Origin of the sequence: Caloramator sp. mosi_1 (assembly GCF_028622835.1) — a bacterium.
Classification (GTDB): Bacteria; Bacillota; Clostridia; order Clostridiales; family Caloramatoraceae; genus Thermobrachium.
In genome coordinates this window covers 1,615,758-1,634,304 of sequence record NZ_CP117677.1, presented here as the reverse complement: position 1 = coordinate 1,634,304, position 18,547 = coordinate 1,615,758, and the positions used below count along the sequence as shown (strand labels likewise).

Genomic DNA, 18,547 nt, shown 5'->3' with positions numbered 1-18,547 from the left:
TAAGATACCTGAAAATATGAAAATTAAAGATAAGAATAAATCCTAGTAAAGCTTCATTGCCTTACTAGGATATTTTGATACTATTTTTAGCAAAGTTGTAGATGCTAAAATTTTGACGCTTACATATAATCACTCAATTTAAAAATTTCTTTTTCAAATAATAATTGAAAACATATCCTATCATAACAAAAACAAAAACTATAAAACCTCTCATCTCTCTAAATTTTTCTATTTGCATTAGCAAAACAAATAATATTCCAACAATACTTGCTACTAATAATTTTAAAATTATAATTTTTTTCATTTTCATCACCAACTTTGTTTATCTAACCAATCACTTAACCAAATTATTCCACCACAAACTGATAGAACTGGGTTTGATAATGCTATACCTGCTGTAGTAACAAGAAGAGATAATCCATCTTGCATACTGAAATTAACTTTTCCACCTTCAATATTTAACAAACTAGTTTCTTCCAATATTATTAAAGTATTATCCAAACACACTTTCTTACATCCTTTCAAATAATTTAAATTTTTTATTTTTTAGTTATATTTAATGTGCAATTATAAAATAATTCTTAACAAAATTAATTATATCTAATCTAATGCATTCTTTATACAATATATTCCTGTAGCCAATGTAGCTGCACCTACAACTATTCCTGCAACAGGTGTAGCAAGTACTCCTACAGCAACTCCTGCAACAACACTATTCCCTGCAAATACTGTTCCTAATGTTGCATTTATTGTATTACTTATAGGTCCACCTCCGCCATTAACAACTTCAGCTTCATCTAATCGTAATTCAATAAAATAATTATTATTTAACATCATTTCCATCATCTTCACCCCTTTCCCATTTATACATCTATTTATATAACTCCACCTTTGTTAAGACAGAGTTATATACCCTAGTCCTTTAAATTAATTTTTTCAAGTAAATAATGAAGTATCTTTTTCCTTTTTGTAACAACATAAGCTTCACAGGTCATCCCAAGTTTAATTTCCGCCTTTTCTCCTTTATGGCTATAAAGTGGTCTATTTTCTACATCACATTCTACTAAGTAATAGCTTGTCCCTGTTTGTCCATCTATTCTTGAATCAACTGATACCTTTGATATTTTACCAGTTAATTCTCCATACTCCTTATATGGCAATGCATAAAAATGAAACTTTACTTTATTCCCTTCCTTTAATGTTCCTATGTCTTTGTTATTTACATATAACTGAACCTTATATTCCGAGCCACTATTTGGCACTACCGTTAACACATCTACTCCGCTTTGAAGTAAATCCCCAACATTTATATCCTTTATTACATTTACTACTCCATCATTTTGTGCTACTACTCTGCAATCAGAAATATTTATATTTGCTATGTTTAAGTTCTTCTCTAACTCTGATATTTGAATTAAATTATTTTTTATACTTTCATCTATGCTAACTAAATTGTCTATTTGATATTTATCTAATGTATTTTTGGCATACTCTATATTTACTAAATTTATTTCTGAATTTGTCTTGTTTAATTCTAAATCTATAGAAAGTTTTTGTAGTGCTCTTTTGTTTTCTTCTATTTGACTTAGCAGATTTAATATATATTCATTTTTATATTTAGATAAATCTACCTCTATTCTCATTTAAACTAATTTCTGCATTTTTTAATTTGTTTTGCATTTCATTTATTAATTGTACTTTTTTATCCTGCAAATAGCTTCTTTGCCTTTCTATTTGCTTAATACTATTTTGATACTTTTCTATATTAGACTTATATTCTAAATATTTATTGTAGTATTCTTTGTCATCTGTTGGTAAATAATTTTTATCTTCTTGAATTGATTTTTCCAAAAGCGATAGTTTGTACATTTCGTTGTTATTGTTACTTAACTTTAAATTACTAACTAATAAATTACTTTCTAATTGTTGTTTTAAACTTAATGCTTCTTGATAAGACTTTTTATACTTAAAATATACTCATTTTTATATCTATCTAACTCTATCTGATTAGCTTGATTTTGCAATTTTTGATAGTTATAGCTATAATCTTGATATTGCCTGTAGTATTCACTGTTTGGATCTGTAAAGTAATTTATGTTATCTATTATTGATTTTTCTAATAACTTTAGATTGTCAATTTTATTATTAAGTTCATTTATTCTATTTGTTGTATATGGTAAAGTTCCACTATAATCCACATTCAAGTTGTTTAGTTCATTCATCTTACTTCTAATATTTGAAATATATGTATATTTATATATTTGAAGGTCTAAATTAGTACTAGATAAGCTACTTTCAACATCATATAATTGATTTTGAATATCTATTAAACTTGTTGTCTCTTGATTTTTTAATAGTTCTAATGTTAGTTTTTTATCTTCAATTACATTTTTGTACTTTTCCAAATTAATTTCATAATCCTTATATTTTGCTTCGTATATTTCATTTCCTATTAATAAATTCTTGTTATCAATTATTGATTGTTTTAATAAATTCATATTTTTTATTGTCTCATCTATATAGTTTATTTGATATCCTATGCTTTTATTTTCTAACTCCTTATGTCTTTCTTCTTCTTTTGCTGTTAGATAAGTTTTTTGTATTCTAATCTTAATCTTTCATAATCTATTTTGTATTTTAAATATTTATTATAATATTCTTCTCCTTTTGAAAATAAATTTTTGTTTTTTATTATACTCTCTTTAAAATTATTTAGATTATCGTTTTCCTTTTTTAGCTTGTCCAATTGTTTTTTAATATTATTTTTCTCTATTACAAAAGATTTATCATCTATTTTATATAATACATCTCCTTTTTTACAGGCATTCCTTCTTTATAATTTACTTCAACTACCTTCCCCATTACCTTGTTTGTTACTAAACTCATTTTATCATTTGTTCTAACTACTCCATTTGCCTTAACTGCAATATCCATTTCTCCAAAATATGTCCATATAATTGTTGTAGTTAATATTATAATTAGCATATATACAAATATTTGAACAAACCTATGAGGCTTAGCCTCCAATAATTCTCTACTATCTGTTAATTGTCTTAAATCATAAATAGTTTCCCTCATAAGTTTACACCTCAGAAAATTCTTTAGTAATTGCTGCTTCTTCATTTATGTCTATTTCAAACTGTTCATTCCATAATTTATAATAATAACCTTTTATGTTTATTAATTCATCATGTGTTCCAATTTCAACTATTTCTCCCTTATCCATTACAACTATCCTATCACATCTTCTAATGGTACTCAGTCTGTGTGCTATTATTATTGTAGTTATATTTTTACTAAACTCATTTATTGTTTTTTCTATTGCTCTTTCAGTTACTGAATCTAAATTACTTGTTGCTTCATCCATTATTAGTATATCTGGTTTCTTTAAAATAGCCCTTGCTATCGCAAGTCTTTGTTTTTGCCCCCTGATAAATTACTTCCATTTTCCTCAAGAAGGGTATCATATCTTAAAGGTAGTGTGTTAATAAAGTCGTGTGCCTTTGATATTTTACATGCTTCTATTATTTCCTCTAGGTTATCATTTTCCATACCTAGTGATAAATTTTCCCTTATGGTTCCACTAAAAAGAAATATGTCTTGTGAAATATATGAAATTCTTTCTCTTAAACTTTCTATGTTTATATCCTTTATGTTTACTCCATTTATTAGTATTTCTCCTTTTTCCCAATCATAAAATCTTAATAGTAGCTTTGCGAGTGTTGTTTTACCTGAACCACTTTCTCCTACAATTGCTATTTTTTCACCTTGTTTTATATTTAAATTAATATTCTTTAAAACTAAATGCCTAGTTCCATATCTAAAGTCTAAATTATTTATATTAATATCTCCTTTTAGAGAATTCACTTTAATTTTTTATGTTCATTTTCATTTTTCTCTATTTCAAGATCAAATATTTCTCCTAATCTATCTGATGCAACAAATGCAGATTGTAGCATAGATTGGAGATTTATCAAGTTTTCTATTGGATCTAAAAATATGCTAGAAGCGAATTATATGTAAGAAGCTGTCCTAATGTCATCTTTCCATGCATTACATGATATGCTCCTACCCATATAATAACTGTACCTCCTGTTGTTTTTACAAATGTTTTTAGTGTTGATTGCAAATTTGTTGCCCATCCATATTTAAATATTGATTTTACTAACTTTACAAACCTACTTTCAGTTTCAAAGTTTACTTTATCTTCTGCTCCAAAGGATTTTACTGTCTCAATGCCATTTAAAGATTCAACTAAATATGTTGTTAGATATGAATTATCCTCCATTTGTTGTCTATTTAACCTTTCAAATGGCTTATTAAAACATGTAACTATAATTGCATATATAAATACTGGCACTAAAGTTATTGCAAAAGATACGCATTTTGAATATATAGTATTATTGCTCCCGCAATTGCCATTAATGTGTCTATCATTATCGTTAATGTGGCTCCTGATATAGCTTCTCTTACCTTAGAAGCATCCATAAATCTTGATATTATTTCTCCAACCTTTCTTGTTGAAAAGAAATTCATAGGTAATTCTAAAACATGCTTGTAATATCCAAGCATTAAATTTATGTCTATCTTTTGACTTAAATATAGCAAAAGATGCGTTCTAAATGCACTTAATAATATTTTTGTTAAATTTAACACAATTATACCTATAGAAAAAACATGTAATGTTTTTATCAAATTATATGGTATTATTTCATCCATTAGAAATTTAAAATAAAAAGCTCCTATTATACCAAGTATTGTATATATAATAGAGGCTAAAAATATATTTATTAAAAGAGCTTTTTGCGGTTTTAAAAGTCCTATAAATCTAGCAAAGAGTCCATTTGTTTCATCTCCCTTTTTAAATTCCGTTTTCGGAACCATTAATATCAATACACCTGTCCAGATATTTAAAAATTCCTCTGGCTTGTACTTAACTATTCCTTTACCTGGGTCAGCAACTATTATTTCTTTTTATTAATTTCATGTATTACTACAAAATGAAGAAGCTTTCCATCTATAACTACATGGGCAATTGCTGGTAGTGGAAACTCTGAAAAATATCCTCTGGTTTTGTTGCTTTTACACCCTTTGCACTAAATCCAAGTTTTTCTGCTGCTTTTATTATTCCGTAGGCACTCGTTCCCTGCATGTCTGTTCCTGCTACTTCTCTAATTTTGGATATTGGTATTTTAAATCCATACTGTTTACTTATTGTTGCAAGACATGCAGATCCACAATCTTTTAAATCATGTTGCTTTATGCATACATATCTTTTGAAGGGGTTTCTCATGTGATTTTTCCTCCAATTTAAAAAATATTAAACTTTTATTTTTTCATTAAATAAAATCCTATTTCATTTGGTTTATCCATAAAAATAAAATCCTCAATATACTCTCTCATAATCCACGATATATATATGTCTCCACTCGACAATGCTACCATAAACACAGACCACATAAACAAAAATGATAGTTCCTTAAATAGCATACATAATATTATTGGTACAATCCCTAAAATTAATAAAGGAAATATACATACTTTCACAATGGCTATACTTGATATAGGAACTTTACAACTTGCATACAAGGTTAATGTTTTAAAATTTATACCAAACATAACATCTGATTTCTTTACTTTACCAAAAACAACATAAGCAATTCCATGTAAAATTTCATGTAATATTAATCCAATTATTAACCATATATAAAAACTAGCATCATTTATATTTAAAATTGTATATATTGTATCATATCCCCATCTTATTATATATAAAGTAACTAAAATACTTACATTAATAATGCCTATTACCATGCTCATAGCATTTAGTTTAATACCAGATATATTTATATCCATATAATTATTTTCTGTTTTCATAGCTATTCACCCTAAAAATTTTTAACCTTATTTAATTTTAGTTATTCACTCCATATTTATTTTTTATTAGTTTTATTAATATCTAAATTAATAATTAAATATATACATAAATATATATATGCACCATAAAGATAAATATCTTTCAAATCAACTATCCATCTTTTAATCAATATATAGTCTAGACTACCTCCTAAGATAAGTTTATTCAATAATGAGCAAATACTACCTGATAAAAATAATACAAATATTTTTTATATTATAATCCATTAAATTTAACACGATTAAACGCCTATAAATAAATAATAAAAGTATTATTATTAATATATTAATGATAATTAAACTACCAGTACTAATATTTAAGCCACACTCTTGATTAAACATTGACATATGTTCCTTATTAAAGTATTAGTTTTGTTAAATCATAAGTCAAAATCTCTACCGCTTTGGGAAAGATAAAGCATGTTATCAAAAATATCAATGTAAAAACTGTAGACGTCAGTTTACTCTTGAAGATTTTATTGGTAAGAAAAATCGTGTATTGAGAGGGTACCCTCGTTATCCTGTTTGTAGCAATGGTATATCTATAAAAATGTCATTTTTTATTATGTGTGCACACACTTATGAAAACTTACATAATTATTATATATATATATATATATATATATCCAGTCAATAATAATTTTTCTACTTTTTCTACATTATTATGCATATGGTAAATAAAAAACATTATCATAATCTTAATCTACTAACAACTTATTCATAATTCCTTTTAATGTAATTAAAATCCATACTATAACCTAATTATCCATAGTCCCTTTACATTATCATCTCCATCCCATCCTTGAACACAAACACCATCTTTCCACCTGAATAAACCTTAACTGCCCCAATAACCATATTCCAAAGCTCCCCATCAAACTCATCAAGTAATACATCTCTCCTTTTCAAAACCTTAATAAATTCCTCTATCCTATCCTTCTTTACAATCCTTTCAAATCTTTCATTTTCAACTTCTTCAATTGCCTTTCTAATATTTTCATAGATTGCAACTAAAGCATTGTATCTTCTCATATATTCCTCTTGGTCCTGTACTTTAGTTGCATTATCACGAATGCATATATCTATTTCTTTAGTTATATTTGATATGGCTGCCATTCAAAAGCAAAAAGCCCTGATTTCTCAAGGCTTATCGTATCAATGGAACTTATAGTTTTGGATATTTATTTTCAAACTCTACCAATATCTTAAGCAAGCGCTCATCAAGGAAGGTAAGAGCATGTTTTCTGATCTCTGTCGGTATACCGTAGTAGGCTTCTGCAATACCTCCTGTAATAGCCGCAAGTGTATCACTGTCGCCTCCAATTGATATTGCATTTCGAATTGCGTCTTCAAAATTTTTGACTCAAAGAAAGCTTCCAATGCTTGAGGCACTGTATCTTGGCAGCTTTCGTTAAACTCATAACTGTCTCGAATTCCATCAAGCGTAAAGTCCAGCGGGTAGTAGTTCTTCGTTATGTAGTCACGAATCTCAAGTAGGCTCTTTCCAGAACGTGCGAGGAAAATAGCAACCGCTGTAGCTTCTGCACCTTTTAAACCCTCTGGGTGATTATGCGTTACAATAGTCACTGCTTCCGATAGCTGTTTAGCTTCTTCTAGGCTGTTGGCCACGAAACCACATGCGCTGACACGCATTGCAGCACCATTTCCATAACTACCATAAGGCTGAGGATTGTCTGAAAATATCCACCTTCTGAATTGTCCGCCATATCCGCAATCAGGATAATGCCTTCCGATTTCTTGCATATATTTTATAGCATTTTCAGATAGATCACTGTAATCTGCTTTGCTTTCCAATAAAGCTTTTGCTATTGCCAAAGACATGATAGAGTCATCTGTAACGCTACATTTATAAGTCAGGAATTCAAACTGTTTGCTCCTGTTATTATTCCATTCAAAACGGGAACCGACGATGTCCCCAATTATTGCTCCAAGCATTGTTCCACCTCACTTACCAGACCTATGCTCTCCATATAGTTAAGCTTCGCATAAGACATTTTTTCTACCAAAACTCTATCAATACCAGTTAACACTGATATGAAATTGACCATTTCATCATTATCAATCGAAGGTGCTCCTTCATATGGACCTTCCGGCAATTCATCATTTCCTTCATGATTTATTAAACCATTATTATCAAGATACTCATATTCAGCTTCTATGAATAAATATCCTTTTTCCGAAGTGCACCCTGTCTTTTCTACTAAATAATCAACTTCTTCATCAATATTTAGCTCAATCATGGCAAACCTCCAATTAAAACTCTCAGTCTTGTTAAGTTATATGATATTTGAATTTCATCTCCCTTTGAGTTATCTTATATATAGCGAAAAACAAAATACCTCCGAAGGAGAGATGAAATTATGTGCAAATTATTGAATAAAATTTCATGTCCAAGATGCCATAGTCAAAATCTCTATCGCTTTGGAAAAGACAAAGCGGGTAATCAAAAATACCAATGCAAAGATTGCCGACGCCAGTTTACACTTGAAGATAGTTCAGGTAAGAAGAATCGTATTTTGAGAGGGTACCCTCGTTGTCCTGTTTGTGGAAATGATACCTATTTGCATCATGATTACGAGTATTACTCTCATTTTACTTGTAACTCAAAAAATGTGGTCATTCGTTTTTTATCGCAAAACCTAATAATATAAATTCTGCATCTTGTGAACTAATTAAAGGAAAAACCGATTTTAAAAGAATGAGGTTTCCTTTGTTTTTAATTCTTACTGCACTTAATCTTTATTACCTAAACGGTTCTTCAACTAGAAGGATATCTCTATTTTTAAGCTTACATATAACGTTAAAGTATCTCACGTAACTATTGCATCTTGGTGTAAAAATTTGCTCCTATTTTTTAGATATAGCTAATAAACTTACTACAAACCTTAATTTAGGCAACTCTGATGAATGGCATGCCGATGAAACTGTGGTTTTTATTAATGGTGTAAAACATTATCTATGGCTAATTATTGATTCAGAAACCAGAATGATTCTTAGTTTTAACTTATCACCATCAAGAGATGCTTCTCAAGCCTTCGCTTTGTTTAATTCAACAAGTAAATTTGGCTGTCCATCTGCTATTGTAACAGATAGGTTAGGTTCGTATAATCTTGCTACCAAAACAATTTTTAATACTTCTAAGCACATAAAAGTTCAATCATTTAAAGATGATATATCCAACAACTTAATAGAAGCTTTTAACGATACTTTTAAAGATTGGTATAAACGTAAAAGAGGCTTTAAATCATTTGAAAGTGCAAATACTCTAATAGCAATGTTTATTTTCCATTATAATTTTTTAAGACCTCATTTGTATTTTATACATTATTTTAAAGCCAAATTATAAACGAAAAGCAGGCCATTTCTTTCCATTATATGGTATGTAATTTGCACTATTTTATCTTTTCTTTAAGCCATTCTTGAGTTTCTTTTAATCTATATGAATTACCATTCATATTAACTAAATATGATTTATGTGCCAATCTATCGGTCATAGCTGCTGTCATTACAGGGTCAATAAATACTTCGCCCCATCTATCAAAAGAAAGATTAGTTGTAACTATTGTAGATTTTCTTCCTGTCCGTAAGGACAGATTTGTAAACAATAGTTCTGCTCCTTCCTTATCTGAAGATATGTAACCAAATTCATCAAGTATTACAAGGTCATATTTTTCAAACTTATTTTGATACGCTCTTAATGTCCTATTAGACTTACATTCTTTTAATTTGTTTATGAAAATGGGAACCGTGTTAAAAAGTACTTTGTATCCCTCCATGCATGCTTTTATTCCAAGGCTAATCGCCAAATGTGTTTTACCTGTACCAGGATTACCTGATAGTATAACATTTTGCCCTTCTTTTATGAATTCTAGGCTCTCTAATAGTTTTAGTTTCTTTTGTGCATCTTCTGGTAGCTCTTCAACAACTAAATCTTCGAGATATTTTTATATGGAAATTCAGCCATTCTAATTCTATTCTTTTAAGATTATCAAGCCTCCTATCATATTCACCTTGTAAAAGCTTATATAAAAATTCTTCATAACTCATATCATTTAAAGTAGCTTCTTTTAAAAGTTCATTAATTTTACTTTTTACAAATGTTAATTTGAGATAGTTAGTATATTCTAAAATTCCATTCATTAATAGTTTCTTATTTTTGTCCATATTATTTATATTTATTACCTCCATTTATATCCTTATTTTTAACTATTATATTCTGACAACATTTTAGAATATATATTAAGCATATCTTTTGAGTAGTCTATTATGTCATTTTGCTTTTGTTTAAAATATTCTCTATAAAATTCAATGTCATTACTTCTGTTGCAAATATATTTTATTTTATTTGTAGATATATCTGTAGGACAGATGTTTCTTAATATTTCAATACCTCTTTTTACTTCATCTATTCCTATTTCTCCAACAAGTTGTATTAGTTCTATAAAGTCTTTTTCTCTTGATTTATAATAATTATCATATATTTCTTTAAGACTATTATCTGCTTGTTTTAAAGCAGTGCTGTTAATTAAAGCCGCAGGCTTTCTAAACAATGTCTTTAGATAATGTTCTATTTTTATTTCCCATTGATTGTTCCCTTGTCTTTTTATGTGTTCTGTTATTTTTTCTTTTTCATAAAATACTACAATTTTACTTGAATATATTTTACATCTTACAATGCAATCCACATAAGCATCTGGTACTGAATAATGGCATGAATCAATTGATATTGTAGAATATTTGTCTACTCTTAAATCTTCAATCCTTGCTGTTTCATATATAGGCATTTTAGGTAATAAATATGCCCTCTCTTCTTCAAGCATTTGTAATGCAGTTCTATTATTATGGGATGCTTGTGGTAAGCTATTTAAGTTTGTACAAACTTGTTGAAGATAATCATTTGCTTCGTTCATTGAACTAAAATGATCTTTATTAGCAAAGGCTTTTCGCCTTACGAATTCTATACTTCTTTCTACATGCCCTTTTTCATTACCAGAATATATATTGCAAAATCTAAAATTAAACTTGTAGTAAAGAGATAACTTTAAAAGTGCCTCAGTAGGTTCTTTTTCATATCTACCGATAAATCTTTTAATTACAACTCTTGTATTATCATATACTACTGTTTTATATACTCCTTTTATACTTTCAAAGAACAGAGCATGTGCTTCAAGAAAACAATGTGTATCTTGCTTAGGAAATAGTCGTGCCCATCTAAAATTACCATAAGCAGATGTAAATACAGCCATTTGATATTCTCTTAAAACATCTCCTTCTGTATAAATTTTAACTGTTCCCCAATCAAATTCAACCACATCTCCTAAAGTATATTCCTGTCTTATATATGCCTCCTTTTCCTTTCTTTCTATTTTAGAAACTGCTTGTGCTACGCTGGGATAACTTATATTAAACCCTTCATTTATCAAAGCTTCATGTATATCCTTTTTCTTTTTTGCTGTTTCGATAAGCCATTTAATCGTTTGTTTTCATTTTCTTTTAAGTAAAATTTTATTCTGTCGATAACTTCATCGGTTAATACTCTTTTCTGTCTCTTCCCTGTTTTATACTTAGGAGTCTTAACAATTTCATCAATCAAATCAACCTTAATTAATTCATCACCTTCTTTAATACTTCCTAGTTCTACGAGGTTTTTCTCATATTCATTAATATATTTTCTGATAGTTTCCCTTGAAATACCTGTCTCTCTACTTATCTGTCTTTGGGACTTACCATTTCTAATATATTCTAGAATAATTTCTTGTTTATCCTTCAACTTTATCACCTTCAACACTTCCTCTTATGTTATTATGTTATCCTTTCCATAAGAGAAAGTATCTATTCTAGGTGGCCTAATTTTCAATTATATTTTTGGCCTAGTATTAGTTTATACTAAACACTCATTATTCTTTAAACAACCTAACTCCTGCACAAGTAGCTGGTATTTCAGTTGATGAAACAGCAATAAATAACTGGCTTCTATCTGCTTAGCTAAAAAATACATATTTATTTATACACCTACAATTTTTAAGTTTTTGTAGGTGCCTTCAGCATGCCTATTTTTTATAAATCCCTAATTATCACGTCTAATTAATTGAAATTCATTAAAAACATAAGCATTTTTGATTAATTATACGTCTAGCTACGCTATTTTTTCATATTTACTTTACACTATCAGATATTTTAATCTTTAAAGGAGCTTGATTTCCATCTTTACTGGGGAAAAATCTTCCCTTTTTCGGGTAATTTTATTTTACCAGTAACAATCTCGACGTTCCTCCAATGAACCAACATACATATTTGTTCACTCCAGTAACTAACCCCATGTCTTATACTTAAGTAACTCTGCGATCTCCGCAATTCCAGGTAGTTTTTCTGTTTCAAGAATTTGTGTTAAATCAAATACTCGTGAGCCCATTGGTGCCCTTGGAGTTATCTTCTTAAAATCAGTCTCGTAGAATTTTTCTACGAAAAATATCTTGTAGCATCCATTACATAGCCATAGTTTTTACCATCTTCTCTAGCCCGGTCAATTTGCTGCTTTCTTTCTTCGGTCAATTCTCCAAGTTCGGCTTTATACTCAAGGCCATTTTCTGTAGTAACTGCAGTGATGATGGCATTGATTTTCCCGATTGCTCTTACACTTTTTCTTTATATAGACCGAGATAATCATGTGCACTAAATCCATGCTCAATATCATCATAATAAAGGTTCTCACTAACATTAAAATTAAATGTAGTACCTGCCAGTTGTACTCTCATACGTTTCCATGAATCTGAAACAATTATGAGTTTATCGTTATAACAGTAATTCAAGAAGTCTTCTAAAACTTCTTGCATTTCATAATCCCTATCATCAATAACATCTCGTATCGCATCAATAATACCATCGAAAGTGGTATTAACGTGCATGACAGGATATCTCTGTGAGGCATTATATTTCTTTAATTGGTCCTCGAATTCTTTTTCTTTTCTGGAGCCATCAACTCCGGTGCTAAAGTAATTATTACTTTATACTTTTCATCACCAAAAGATTTTAAATGTCGTAGTAACTGATCTGAATAAAACCAGTCAGACATTTTTGTCTCAACAACAATTTTAAAGCTTTCTTGTGTAATGGTAGCATCTGGGATACTTTCAGTACTCTTTTCCTGAAGGTTAAAAACAATCTCTGGTTCAAAGGAATCTGAAAAGAATTCTGATTTCAGGAAACGAAAGAACTTATCTGGAGAGTATGAATATAGCCGAGATAATAGTAGCATCGTATTTGCTGTTGCGACATTCTCTTTCGCATGATATCTTTGGAAATAATGAATCTTCATAACTATTTGTCCCCCTAATTTTCTTTCCATAGGTTTTAGGAAGTAATCCTTCCCAAGTAAACAAAGATACTGATCAATTTGCTTCAGGTTATATTTATCCAAGCCATAAAAAGCACGAAAATTTATCAGTATACGTTTAAATTTAATATATTCTTTCAAATCACCATCTGGGAAATCTGAGAATCCATCACGATTTCTAAAATATCGAAGCACCTCATCGACGTAGCTGTCATAAATCGGATAATCGAGTTGATTGTGATGGCTGCAATACTTTGTGGCAAAAGAGTAAAAATTCTTCTCTGTATCGCCGATATTTACATACTGGATGTCTCCAACAAGAGTAACATCTCCGGCCTTAAGCCTCGTATCAATATTCAAAGTACATATGTGCTTGGCCACTGGATAGATAGAGAAAATATTTGTACTATAAAAGTCGTTAAGCGCTGATGCTTTCAAAAGGACATCAATAATATCCGTATTATTTGGACATAGCTCAAAGAACAGCTTATTAAGTGCATTCTCCTGCAGGCGATAGTTCTCAAGTGTATTCCACTTAGCAAGATATAACTCACCTGTTCAGTTGATGGTTGAGGAACATTAATCTCAGTTTTTTCTTACGTCTATATGTACGATTAGCAGTATTATCCTGCTTAGGCGTTGATGTTTCAGCAGTTCCGTCAGAAGCTAAGAATAAACGGAATCTTCTTAAATGAGACAAATAACTATTAACTAGTGAATTGACATTACCTGTCGAGTTCTCAGAAAGAGCCTTAATTAATGCCTCTTTCGCATCATTCTCAAAAGCAGGCGAAGTTACCGTATTCTAAAACAGGTCTTTACTCCCTTTCCTCCAGAGGTAGAAGGTATCAACATAAGATGTGTTTATAGTTGCCTTTGCAATACTCTGACTATGTAGGAATTCTCTATATAAGGCACGTAACTCATCATACGATAGCGTTTTTATTTTGCTTATATCCAATTTCGGTGTCCCCTTTATAATTTGTTTTAATCTTATTTCCCATCATTGTTTGAATATTTTTCTATCAAAGCGAAAATATAAGCAGTATTTCTTGATTTTCTACTGACCTTATGCCTAACACCCGTTTCTCAATTAACCCAGCGATCATAATATGAATGTACAAATAAAAAATCTTTCTTTGATATTGCTCTTTTCATTAATAGCTCACTGGAACTTGCTATAATTTAAGTATAATATGCTTTCTTACCATTTTTCTATAGATGTTAAACCTATTTTATATATGCCTATAGGTTTTTTCTTGACCAAATTAAATTATTGATTATGAAATGCCATATTTGTTAGAGATTACTACAAAATTTTACCTTTACTTCATAACTCAATTACAATGCTTTTAAACTCTCATTATTAATAAAGTATTTCAACAAAATTATCAAAATTCCTTCTCTACAAAAATTTTTATTAGACAATAATTCCCCTCGTCTCCAAGAATACTCTGACAAAAAGCAAAAAGCCCTGATTTCTCAAGGCTTATCGTATCAAGGAAACGTTCAATTTTGTCTTTAGACGATGATTTTGATACAAGAAAAGGGACAGGAATTCTAATCGAATACCCGCCCCAACTATTGACAAAGAGCCTAAATTTATTCACTCATTCAGTTCCAAGGGAAATCCCTATGACAATGCCTGTATTGAGTCTTTTCATAATGCCCTAAAAAGGAAGAGGTTAACATAGTAACCTACTATGATTTTAATGCTGCAAGACTGGCAATATTTGAATACATAGAATCATGGTATAACAGAAAGAGAATCCATAGCATCATTGGATATATTACCTCTCAGCAATATGAAGATATGGCTAAAAAATCAGCATAGTAAATTCGTGTTTTTGTGTCTACCATATTGACATAGGTCCAATAATACTTAACAAGCTTAATGGATAATTTAGTATTTTAAAACTATTTTTAAACTAATAACCTTCATTGATTACAACCCAATCTTTTTATCATTTTCCTTTGCTAGAATAATTATCCTTGGCAAACCTGGATTCTTTAAAGTTTCATAAACTTTAAAAGCAATAATGTTCCAATTCTTGTATTCATCATGTATATAACTGCTAAGCGAAGACAAATCCTCTAAATATTCAATAGAATCAATTTTACCTTTAAAAACTGTCTTAGAATAATATTTTCTAGCAACTTCTTTTGCACTTTCAATTTCTTCTTGAGTGTGTTTTCCATTTGTATTTTTCAATTTTTCTTCATTGTTTTTTGAGTCTGTTTTTGTAATTTATTTTGAGGATTCAATACAAAATCATCCTTTGGATCTACAACATAATCCTGAAGTTTAGCAAATATTTTCCCATCATCTCTAATGTTTATAACAACAGCTTTTGTTTCTTTTTTCCCATTCATAAATGTTATTTCCATAACAATAATATCATTTCTTAATTTAGGACTAAGTTTTACAATAGAATTATTTTTCTTATCAGTAAGCTCCCTTATAGTATTTTCTGGATTCCAGTTAACTACAAGATAATCATAATCAGATACCTTTTTACCATAATGTATAGTAAACTGTTTTTCCATACTAAAATTAGATCTACTTTCCGTCCAATCAGTAAAATCAATATATTGATTTTTACATGAAAATCTAATTTTTTCAATGTTTTTGCCTTTAACATATAACTGCATAAGCTGCCCCTTCATTTCACCATTATCATTTATAACACCAGTAGAAAGCATTACACCATTGTTTGTAATTTCCACATTTTCACCATAAGCATACACGGTAATTGTGTTCACTCTTCCCTAAACGCAAATACACAAATTGCAATTAACAAACAAAACAAACAAGCAATGGCTGGACGTAGAAAACCTCTCCATCCATAAAAATATTTGCTATTTATAGATGTTCTACGTTCTCTTTCATTCATTATCTTGTGGAGTATATTTGCTTTTTGTTCTTCTTTAGGGGTAAAACTATCAAATAGTTCATTAATATGGTTTTTCATTATACTCACCTCCAATACTTATTTTAAGACGTTTACGTCCAGTAGATAGTTGTGTTTGAATAGTACTTTCATTTCTACCCAAGAGCTTTGAAATATCCTTTATAGAATATCCCTCATAATAATATAAATATAAAACTTCTTTGTATTTTGCTGGTAAGGATAGTAATTTTTCTAAAACTTCACAAGCAATTTGACTATTGTCCCAGCAAGCAATTTCTGGAATATCATCAATACTAATTCGGTGTTTTCTCCACCAACTTTTTAATACATCTTTACAGTAATTCTTAGAAGTTAAAATTAACCATGCTTTTTCATGTTCAGAACTTTCAAACTTTTTATTATTTTTAAGTAATTTCATAAACACAGATTGAACAGCATCTTCCGTATCATCATGGTTTCTCAAGTAAATATAGCAAATCCGGTAAACAGTATCTACATTGCGTTGATATATTTCAACAAATTCCTTTTCTGTAAGAATTGAAAAATTATTGTTCAACTTTTAAGTTCACCTCCCTCTATAATCTTTAATTTTCTTTAATATACTCAATCATTCTTAGATTTTCATAATTGACATAATAAAGTACATGGATATAACTTATATTTATAAGAGATATTGGAATTACAGGGTCGACTTTAACAAACATAATAATTATTTGGTAAATTATGTTTGCCAATGGATCTCCACAATTCTCAAGGTGGTCTACCCTCCCATGTCTCACAGGATCATCGTCCCTAAATTCCTTCGTTCAACCTATCCATGAGGTGGATGTCGGTTATGCTCCTTTGCAGGGTCAGTGCCCTAATGGTGATTTTCACTACCAACTACTCCAAGCTTTATATATGTCAAAGAACTACAATCTAAAAATCTATGGATAATTTATAATTAAACTATAATAAAATAGTTATCAACAATTATTAAGCAGCTTTCCCTGTTACTTCTGGATGTTTAATATCATTCATTAGTTTTTGTGGATTATAAGCAGTACCTTTTGTCCCTATTGCATAAAGAACTCTTATAAGCTTGCAGCATAATGCTATAAGTGATTGTTTCTTCTTTAGAGGATTATTGGTGCGTGTTGTATAGTATTGATGCAGTGCCTTAAATTCTGAATTTTTAGCAACCATAGGCATTATAGCTTTAAATAACAATGCTCTAAGCTTTCGCCTTCCTCTTTTGGTTATAGTTGTTTGTCCTTTGTGTTTACCGGAACTATATTCTTTTAAAGTTAAACCAGCAAGTTTCTGAATTTGGCGTGGATGTGCATATTGTACCAATTCACAAACTTCAGATAAGAATCCTGCAACAGTTACAAGACCAAGCCCTGGTATTAACAACATCTCATTTGCTCCTGGTATTTCATTTAGGATAGCTTCAACTTTAACCATTAAATCCTCTAACTTTAACATCAAAGCATCGTATCTGTCTAAAAGATATTTAAGCTCGTATTCAACCATTTCAATGCCTTCAGTTAAACCTATAGATATTTTAGCTTTATCCACAAGCAATTGAGCACGTTTTATGCCTACAGCTCTTTGAACTTCTGTTTTCCACAAAATTAAAATATCTTCTGCACTTGTTTGTGATATTTTTGATGGTGTAGATAAATGTTTTAATGTTAATAATGCTGTTTTCCCTTCCCAAGATGAAAATACATCTTCAAACTCAGGGAAATATATATCAAGCCAGCGTGATATTTTTGCTTTTACAGTTGTACTTCTTTTATTAGCATATCTCTAAGGTTCATAGCTGTTCTTAAATCTGCATATATTCCTTGTGGCATATTAGGCTCTGCAAATCTACCATCTTTAAGAAGTTGTGCTATAACTCTCGCATCCTTCGGATCATTTTTGTTGGAGAGTTATCATCAAGCTCTTTACTTTTTTCACATGCATAGGATTAACAATAGCTATTTTTATTCCTTTTTGTCTTAAAAACTTTGCTAAGCAAAACCAGTAATGTCCTGTAGGTTCCATACCTACAATCACATTGGTTTTAGCATGCTCCGCACATAACTTATTGAACCAATTGTAAAGTTCAATAAAACCTTTATTATCATTGCTGAAATAAAGAGTTTTTCCATACTCAATACCTCTAAAATCCTGTGCTCTTGCTACATGGCGCTCTTTTGCAATATCAACACCAATAATTAAAGTTTGTTCATTTATTTGCATTATTCTTTTGTTTTGGTTATAATTCATTTTAGGTACCTCCAATGATAGTTTTATTTAATTAGGGATAAGCTTTGCAAAGCCTTATACCCCGTATTCTATCAGGAGGTGCTTTTTTATCCACTCTTAAATTATT

Annotated in this window: 22 protein-coding genes and 5 pseudogenes; 2 read left to right on the top strand and 25 right to left on the bottom strand. The window is 29.7% G+C overall.

Annotated elements, in window-relative coordinates; translation table 11 throughout:
- Window positions 1-133: 133 nt before the first annotated feature.
- From PL321_RS11650 to PL321_RS11590, 14 genes and pseudogenes are all read right to left on the bottom strand, one after another.
- Window positions 134-304, bottom strand: coding sequence for a hypothetical protein (locus tag PL321_RS11650; RefSeq protein ID WP_273962159.1), 171 nt, complete (start codon window positions 302-304; stop codon window positions 134-136).
- Window positions 305-309: 5 nt separating this feature from the next.
- Window positions 310-465, bottom strand: coding sequence for a hypothetical protein (locus PL321_RS11645; RefSeq protein WP_273962158.1), 156 nt, complete (start codon window positions 463-465; stop codon window positions 310-312).
- A 135-nt stretch (window positions 466-600) separates the two neighbouring features.
- Window positions 601-846: a hypothetical protein gene (locus tag PL321_RS11640; RefSeq protein WP_273962157.1), complete on the bottom strand. Its 246-nt coding sequence runs from the start codon at window positions 844-846 to the stop codon at window positions 601-603.
- 68 nt (window positions 847-914) lie between these two features.
- A complete protein-coding gene (locus PL321_RS11635) occupies window positions 915-1,643 on the bottom strand; it encodes an HlyD family efflux transporter periplasmic adaptor subunit (protein WP_273962156.1) in 729 nt (242 codons plus the stop codon).
- Complete coding sequence (locus PL321_RS11630) at window positions 1,618-1,869, bottom strand: hypothetical protein (RefSeq protein ID WP_273962155.1); 252 nt, start codon at window positions 1,867-1,869, stop codon at window positions 1,618-1,620. The genes PL321_RS11635 and PL321_RS11630 overlap by 26 nt, the downstream gene beginning before the upstream one ends.
- A 68-nt stretch (window positions 1,870-1,937) precedes the next feature.
- The gene (locus PL321_RS11625; protein WP_273962154.1) at window positions 1,938-2,498 is read right to left on the bottom strand and encodes a hypothetical protein; all 561 of its coding nucleotides are present in this window, start codon (window positions 2,496-2,498) and stop codon (window positions 1,938-1,940) included.
- Between the two features lie 86 nt (window positions 2,499-2,584).
- Window positions 2,585-2,746 (bottom strand): hypothetical protein, encoded by a 162-nt coding sequence (locus tag PL321_RS11620; RefSeq protein WP_273962153.1) that lies wholly within the window; start codon window positions 2,744-2,746, stop codon window positions 2,585-2,587.
- A 44-nt stretch (window positions 2,747-2,790) separates the two neighbouring features.
- Window positions 2,791-3,078: a hypothetical protein gene (locus PL321_RS11615; protein WP_273962152.1), complete on the bottom strand. Its 288-nt coding sequence runs from the start codon at window positions 3,076-3,078 to the stop codon at window positions 2,791-2,793.
- Between the two features lie 4 nt (window positions 3,079-3,082).
- Window positions 3,083-5,293, bottom strand: a pseudogene (locus PL321_RS11610) (peptidase domain-containing ABC transporter).
- 35 nt (window positions 5,294-5,328) lie between these two features.
- Window positions 5,329-5,877, bottom strand: a complete 549-nt coding sequence (locus PL321_RS11605) for a DUF3267 domain-containing protein (protein WP_273962151.1) — start codon at window positions 5,875-5,877, stop codon at window positions 5,329-5,331.
- 816 nt (window positions 5,878-6,693) lie between these two features.
- A complete protein-coding gene (locus tag PL321_RS11600; protein WP_273962150.1) occupies window positions 6,694-7,032 on the bottom strand; it encodes a hypothetical protein in 339 nt (112 codons plus the stop codon).
- A 49-nt stretch (window positions 7,033-7,081) separates the two neighbouring features.
- The gene (locus PL321_RS20070) at window positions 7,082-7,240 is read right to left on the bottom strand and encodes a hypothetical protein (RefSeq protein WP_337961160.1); all 159 of its coding nucleotides are present in this window, start codon (window positions 7,238-7,240) and stop codon (window positions 7,082-7,084) included.
- A 110-nt stretch (window positions 7,241-7,350) separates the two neighbouring features.
- A pseudogene (locus PL321_RS11595) lies at window positions 7,351-7,872 on the bottom strand (ADP-ribosylglycohydrolase family protein); the annotation flags it as partial.
- Window positions 7,857-8,177, bottom strand: a complete 321-nt coding sequence (locus tag PL321_RS11590) for a hypothetical protein (RefSeq protein ID WP_273962149.1) — start codon at window positions 8,175-8,177, stop codon at window positions 7,857-7,859. The pseudogene PL321_RS11595 and the gene PL321_RS11590, both read right to left, overlap by 16 nt.
- 120 nt (window positions 8,178-8,297) lie before the next feature.
- On the opposite strand from PL321_RS11590, the pseudogene PL321_RS11585 reads away from it, so the two are divergent.
- Window positions 8,298-9,283, top strand: a pseudogene (locus PL321_RS11585) (IS6 family transposase).
- A 46-nt stretch (window positions 9,284-9,329) separates the two neighbouring features.
- Here the strand turns inward: PL321_RS11585 and PL321_RS11580 are convergent.
- The 4 genes and pseudogenes from PL321_RS11580 to PL321_RS11560 all read right to left on the bottom strand — a co-directional run bounded on the left by PL321_RS11580 (window position 9,330) and on the right by PL321_RS11560 (window position 13,708).
- Window positions 9,330-9,800, bottom strand: coding sequence for an ATP-binding protein (locus PL321_RS11580; protein WP_273964339.1), 471 nt, complete (start codon window positions 9,798-9,800; stop codon window positions 9,330-9,332).
- Window positions 9,801-9,855: 55 nt separating this feature from the next.
- Window positions 9,856-10,125, bottom strand: coding sequence for a hypothetical protein (locus PL321_RS11575; protein ID WP_273962148.1), 270 nt, complete (start codon window positions 10,123-10,125; stop codon window positions 9,856-9,858).
- Between the two features lie 14 nt (window positions 10,126-10,139).
- Window positions 10,140-11,716, bottom strand: a pseudogene (istA, locus tag PL321_RS11570) (IS21 family transposase).
- Between the two features lie 1,158 nt (window positions 11,717-12,874).
- Window positions 12,875-13,708 carry a hypothetical protein gene (locus PL321_RS11560; protein ID WP_273962145.1) on the bottom strand — a complete coding sequence of 278 codons (834 nt, stop codon included), beginning with the start codon at window positions 13,706-13,708 and terminating at the stop codon, window positions 12,875-12,877.
- Window positions 13,709-14,880: 1,172 nt separating this feature from the next.
- Here PL321_RS11560 and PL321_RS11555 point away from each other — a divergent pair.
- Window positions 14,881-15,104: pseudogene (locus tag PL321_RS11555) on the top strand (IS3 family transposase); the annotation flags it as partial.
- 111 nt (window positions 15,105-15,215) lie between these two features.
- On the opposite strand, the gene PL321_RS11550 reads toward PL321_RS11555, so the two are convergent.
- The 7 genes from PL321_RS11550 to PL321_RS11520 form a co-directional block, all read right to left on the bottom strand.
- Window positions 15,216-15,482 carry a hypothetical protein gene (locus PL321_RS11550; protein WP_273962144.1) on the bottom strand — a complete coding sequence of 89 codons (267 nt, stop codon included), beginning with the start codon at window positions 15,480-15,482 and terminating at the stop codon, window positions 15,216-15,218.
- On the bottom strand, window positions 15,479-16,033 hold the full coding sequence (locus PL321_RS11545) for a hypothetical protein (protein ID WP_273962143.1): 555 nt from the start codon (window positions 16,031-16,033) through the stop codon (window positions 15,479-15,481). Before PL321_RS11545 ends, PL321_RS11550 begins: the two co-directional genes overlap by 4 nt.
- Window positions 16,030-16,242 carry a hypothetical protein gene (locus tag PL321_RS11540; RefSeq protein WP_273962142.1) on the bottom strand — a complete coding sequence of 71 codons (213 nt, stop codon included), beginning with the start codon at window positions 16,240-16,242 and terminating at the stop codon, window positions 16,030-16,032. Before PL321_RS11540 ends, PL321_RS11545 begins: the two co-directional genes overlap by 4 nt.
- Entirely contained in the window at window positions 16,226-16,738 is a 513-nt protein-coding gene (locus PL321_RS11535; RefSeq protein ID WP_273962141.1) for an RNA polymerase sigma factor, read from the bottom strand. The genes PL321_RS11540 and PL321_RS11535 overlap by 17 nt, the downstream gene beginning before the upstream one ends.
- 419 nt (window positions 16,739-17,157) lie before the next feature.
- A complete protein-coding gene (locus PL321_RS11530) occupies window positions 17,158-17,796 on the bottom strand; it encodes a transposase (RefSeq protein ID WP_273962140.1) in 639 nt (212 codons plus the stop codon).
- Between the two features lie 149 nt (window positions 17,797-17,945).
- Window positions 17,946-18,065, bottom strand: coding sequence for a hypothetical protein (locus tag PL321_RS11525; protein WP_273964546.1), 120 nt, complete (start codon window positions 18,063-18,065; stop codon window positions 17,946-17,948).
- A 19-nt stretch (window positions 18,066-18,084) separates the two neighbouring features.
- The gene (locus tag PL321_RS11520; RefSeq protein ID WP_273962139.1) at window positions 18,085-18,441 is read right to left on the bottom strand and encodes an IS110 family transposase; all 357 of its coding nucleotides are present in this window, start codon (window positions 18,439-18,441) and stop codon (window positions 18,085-18,087) included.
- Window positions 18,442-18,547 lie beyond the last annotated feature (106 nt).

What these genes read in the sequence shown, in the direction of transcription:
- PL321_RS11615 (WP_273962152.1), bottom strand. Translation starts at nt 3,078, where the DNA reads ATGAGGGAAACTATTTATGATTTAAGACAATTAACAGATAGTAGAGAA.
- PL321_RS11640 (WP_273962157.1), bottom strand. Translation starts at nt 846, where the DNA reads ATGATGGAAATGATGTTAAATAATAATTATTTTATTGAATTACGATTA.
- PL321_RS11635 (WP_273962156.1), bottom strand. Translation starts at nt 1,643, where the DNA reads ATGAGAATAGAGGTAGATTTATCTAAATATAAAAATGAATATATATTA.
- PL321_RS11600 (WP_273962150.1), bottom strand. Translation starts at nt 7,032, where the DNA reads ATGGCAGCCATATCAAATATAACTAAAGAAATAGATATATGCATTCGT.
- PL321_RS11625 (WP_273962154.1), bottom strand. Translation starts at nt 2,498, where the DNA reads ATGAATTTATTAAAACAATCAATAATTGATAACAAGAATTTATTAATA.
- PL321_RS11605 (WP_273962151.1), bottom strand. Translation starts at nt 5,877, where the DNA reads ATGAAAACAGAAAATAATTATATGGATATAAATATATCTGGTATTAAA.
- PL321_RS11650 (WP_273962159.1), bottom strand. Translation starts at nt 304, where the DNA reads ATGAAAAAAATTATAATTTTAAAATTATTAGTAGCAAGTATTGTTGGA.
- PL321_RS11590 (WP_273962149.1), bottom strand. Translation starts at nt 8,177, where the DNA reads ATGATTGAGCTAAATATTGATGAAGAAGTTGATTATTTAGTAGAAAAG.
- PL321_RS11630 (WP_273962155.1), bottom strand. Translation starts at nt 1,869, where the DNA reads ATGTACAAACTATCGCTTTTGGAAAAATCAATTCAAGAAGATAAAAAT.
- PL321_RS11540 (WP_273962142.1), bottom strand. Translation starts at nt 16,242, where the DNA reads ATGAAAAACCATATTAATGAACTATTTGATAGTTTTACCCCTAAAGAA.
- PL321_RS11575 (WP_273962148.1), bottom strand. Translation starts at nt 10,125, where the DNA reads ATGGAGGTAATAAATATAAATAATATGGACAAAAATAAGAAACTATTA.
- PL321_RS11520 (WP_273962139.1), bottom strand. Translation starts at nt 18,441, where the DNA reads ATGAATTATAACCAAAACAAAAGAATAATGCAAATAAATGAACAAACT.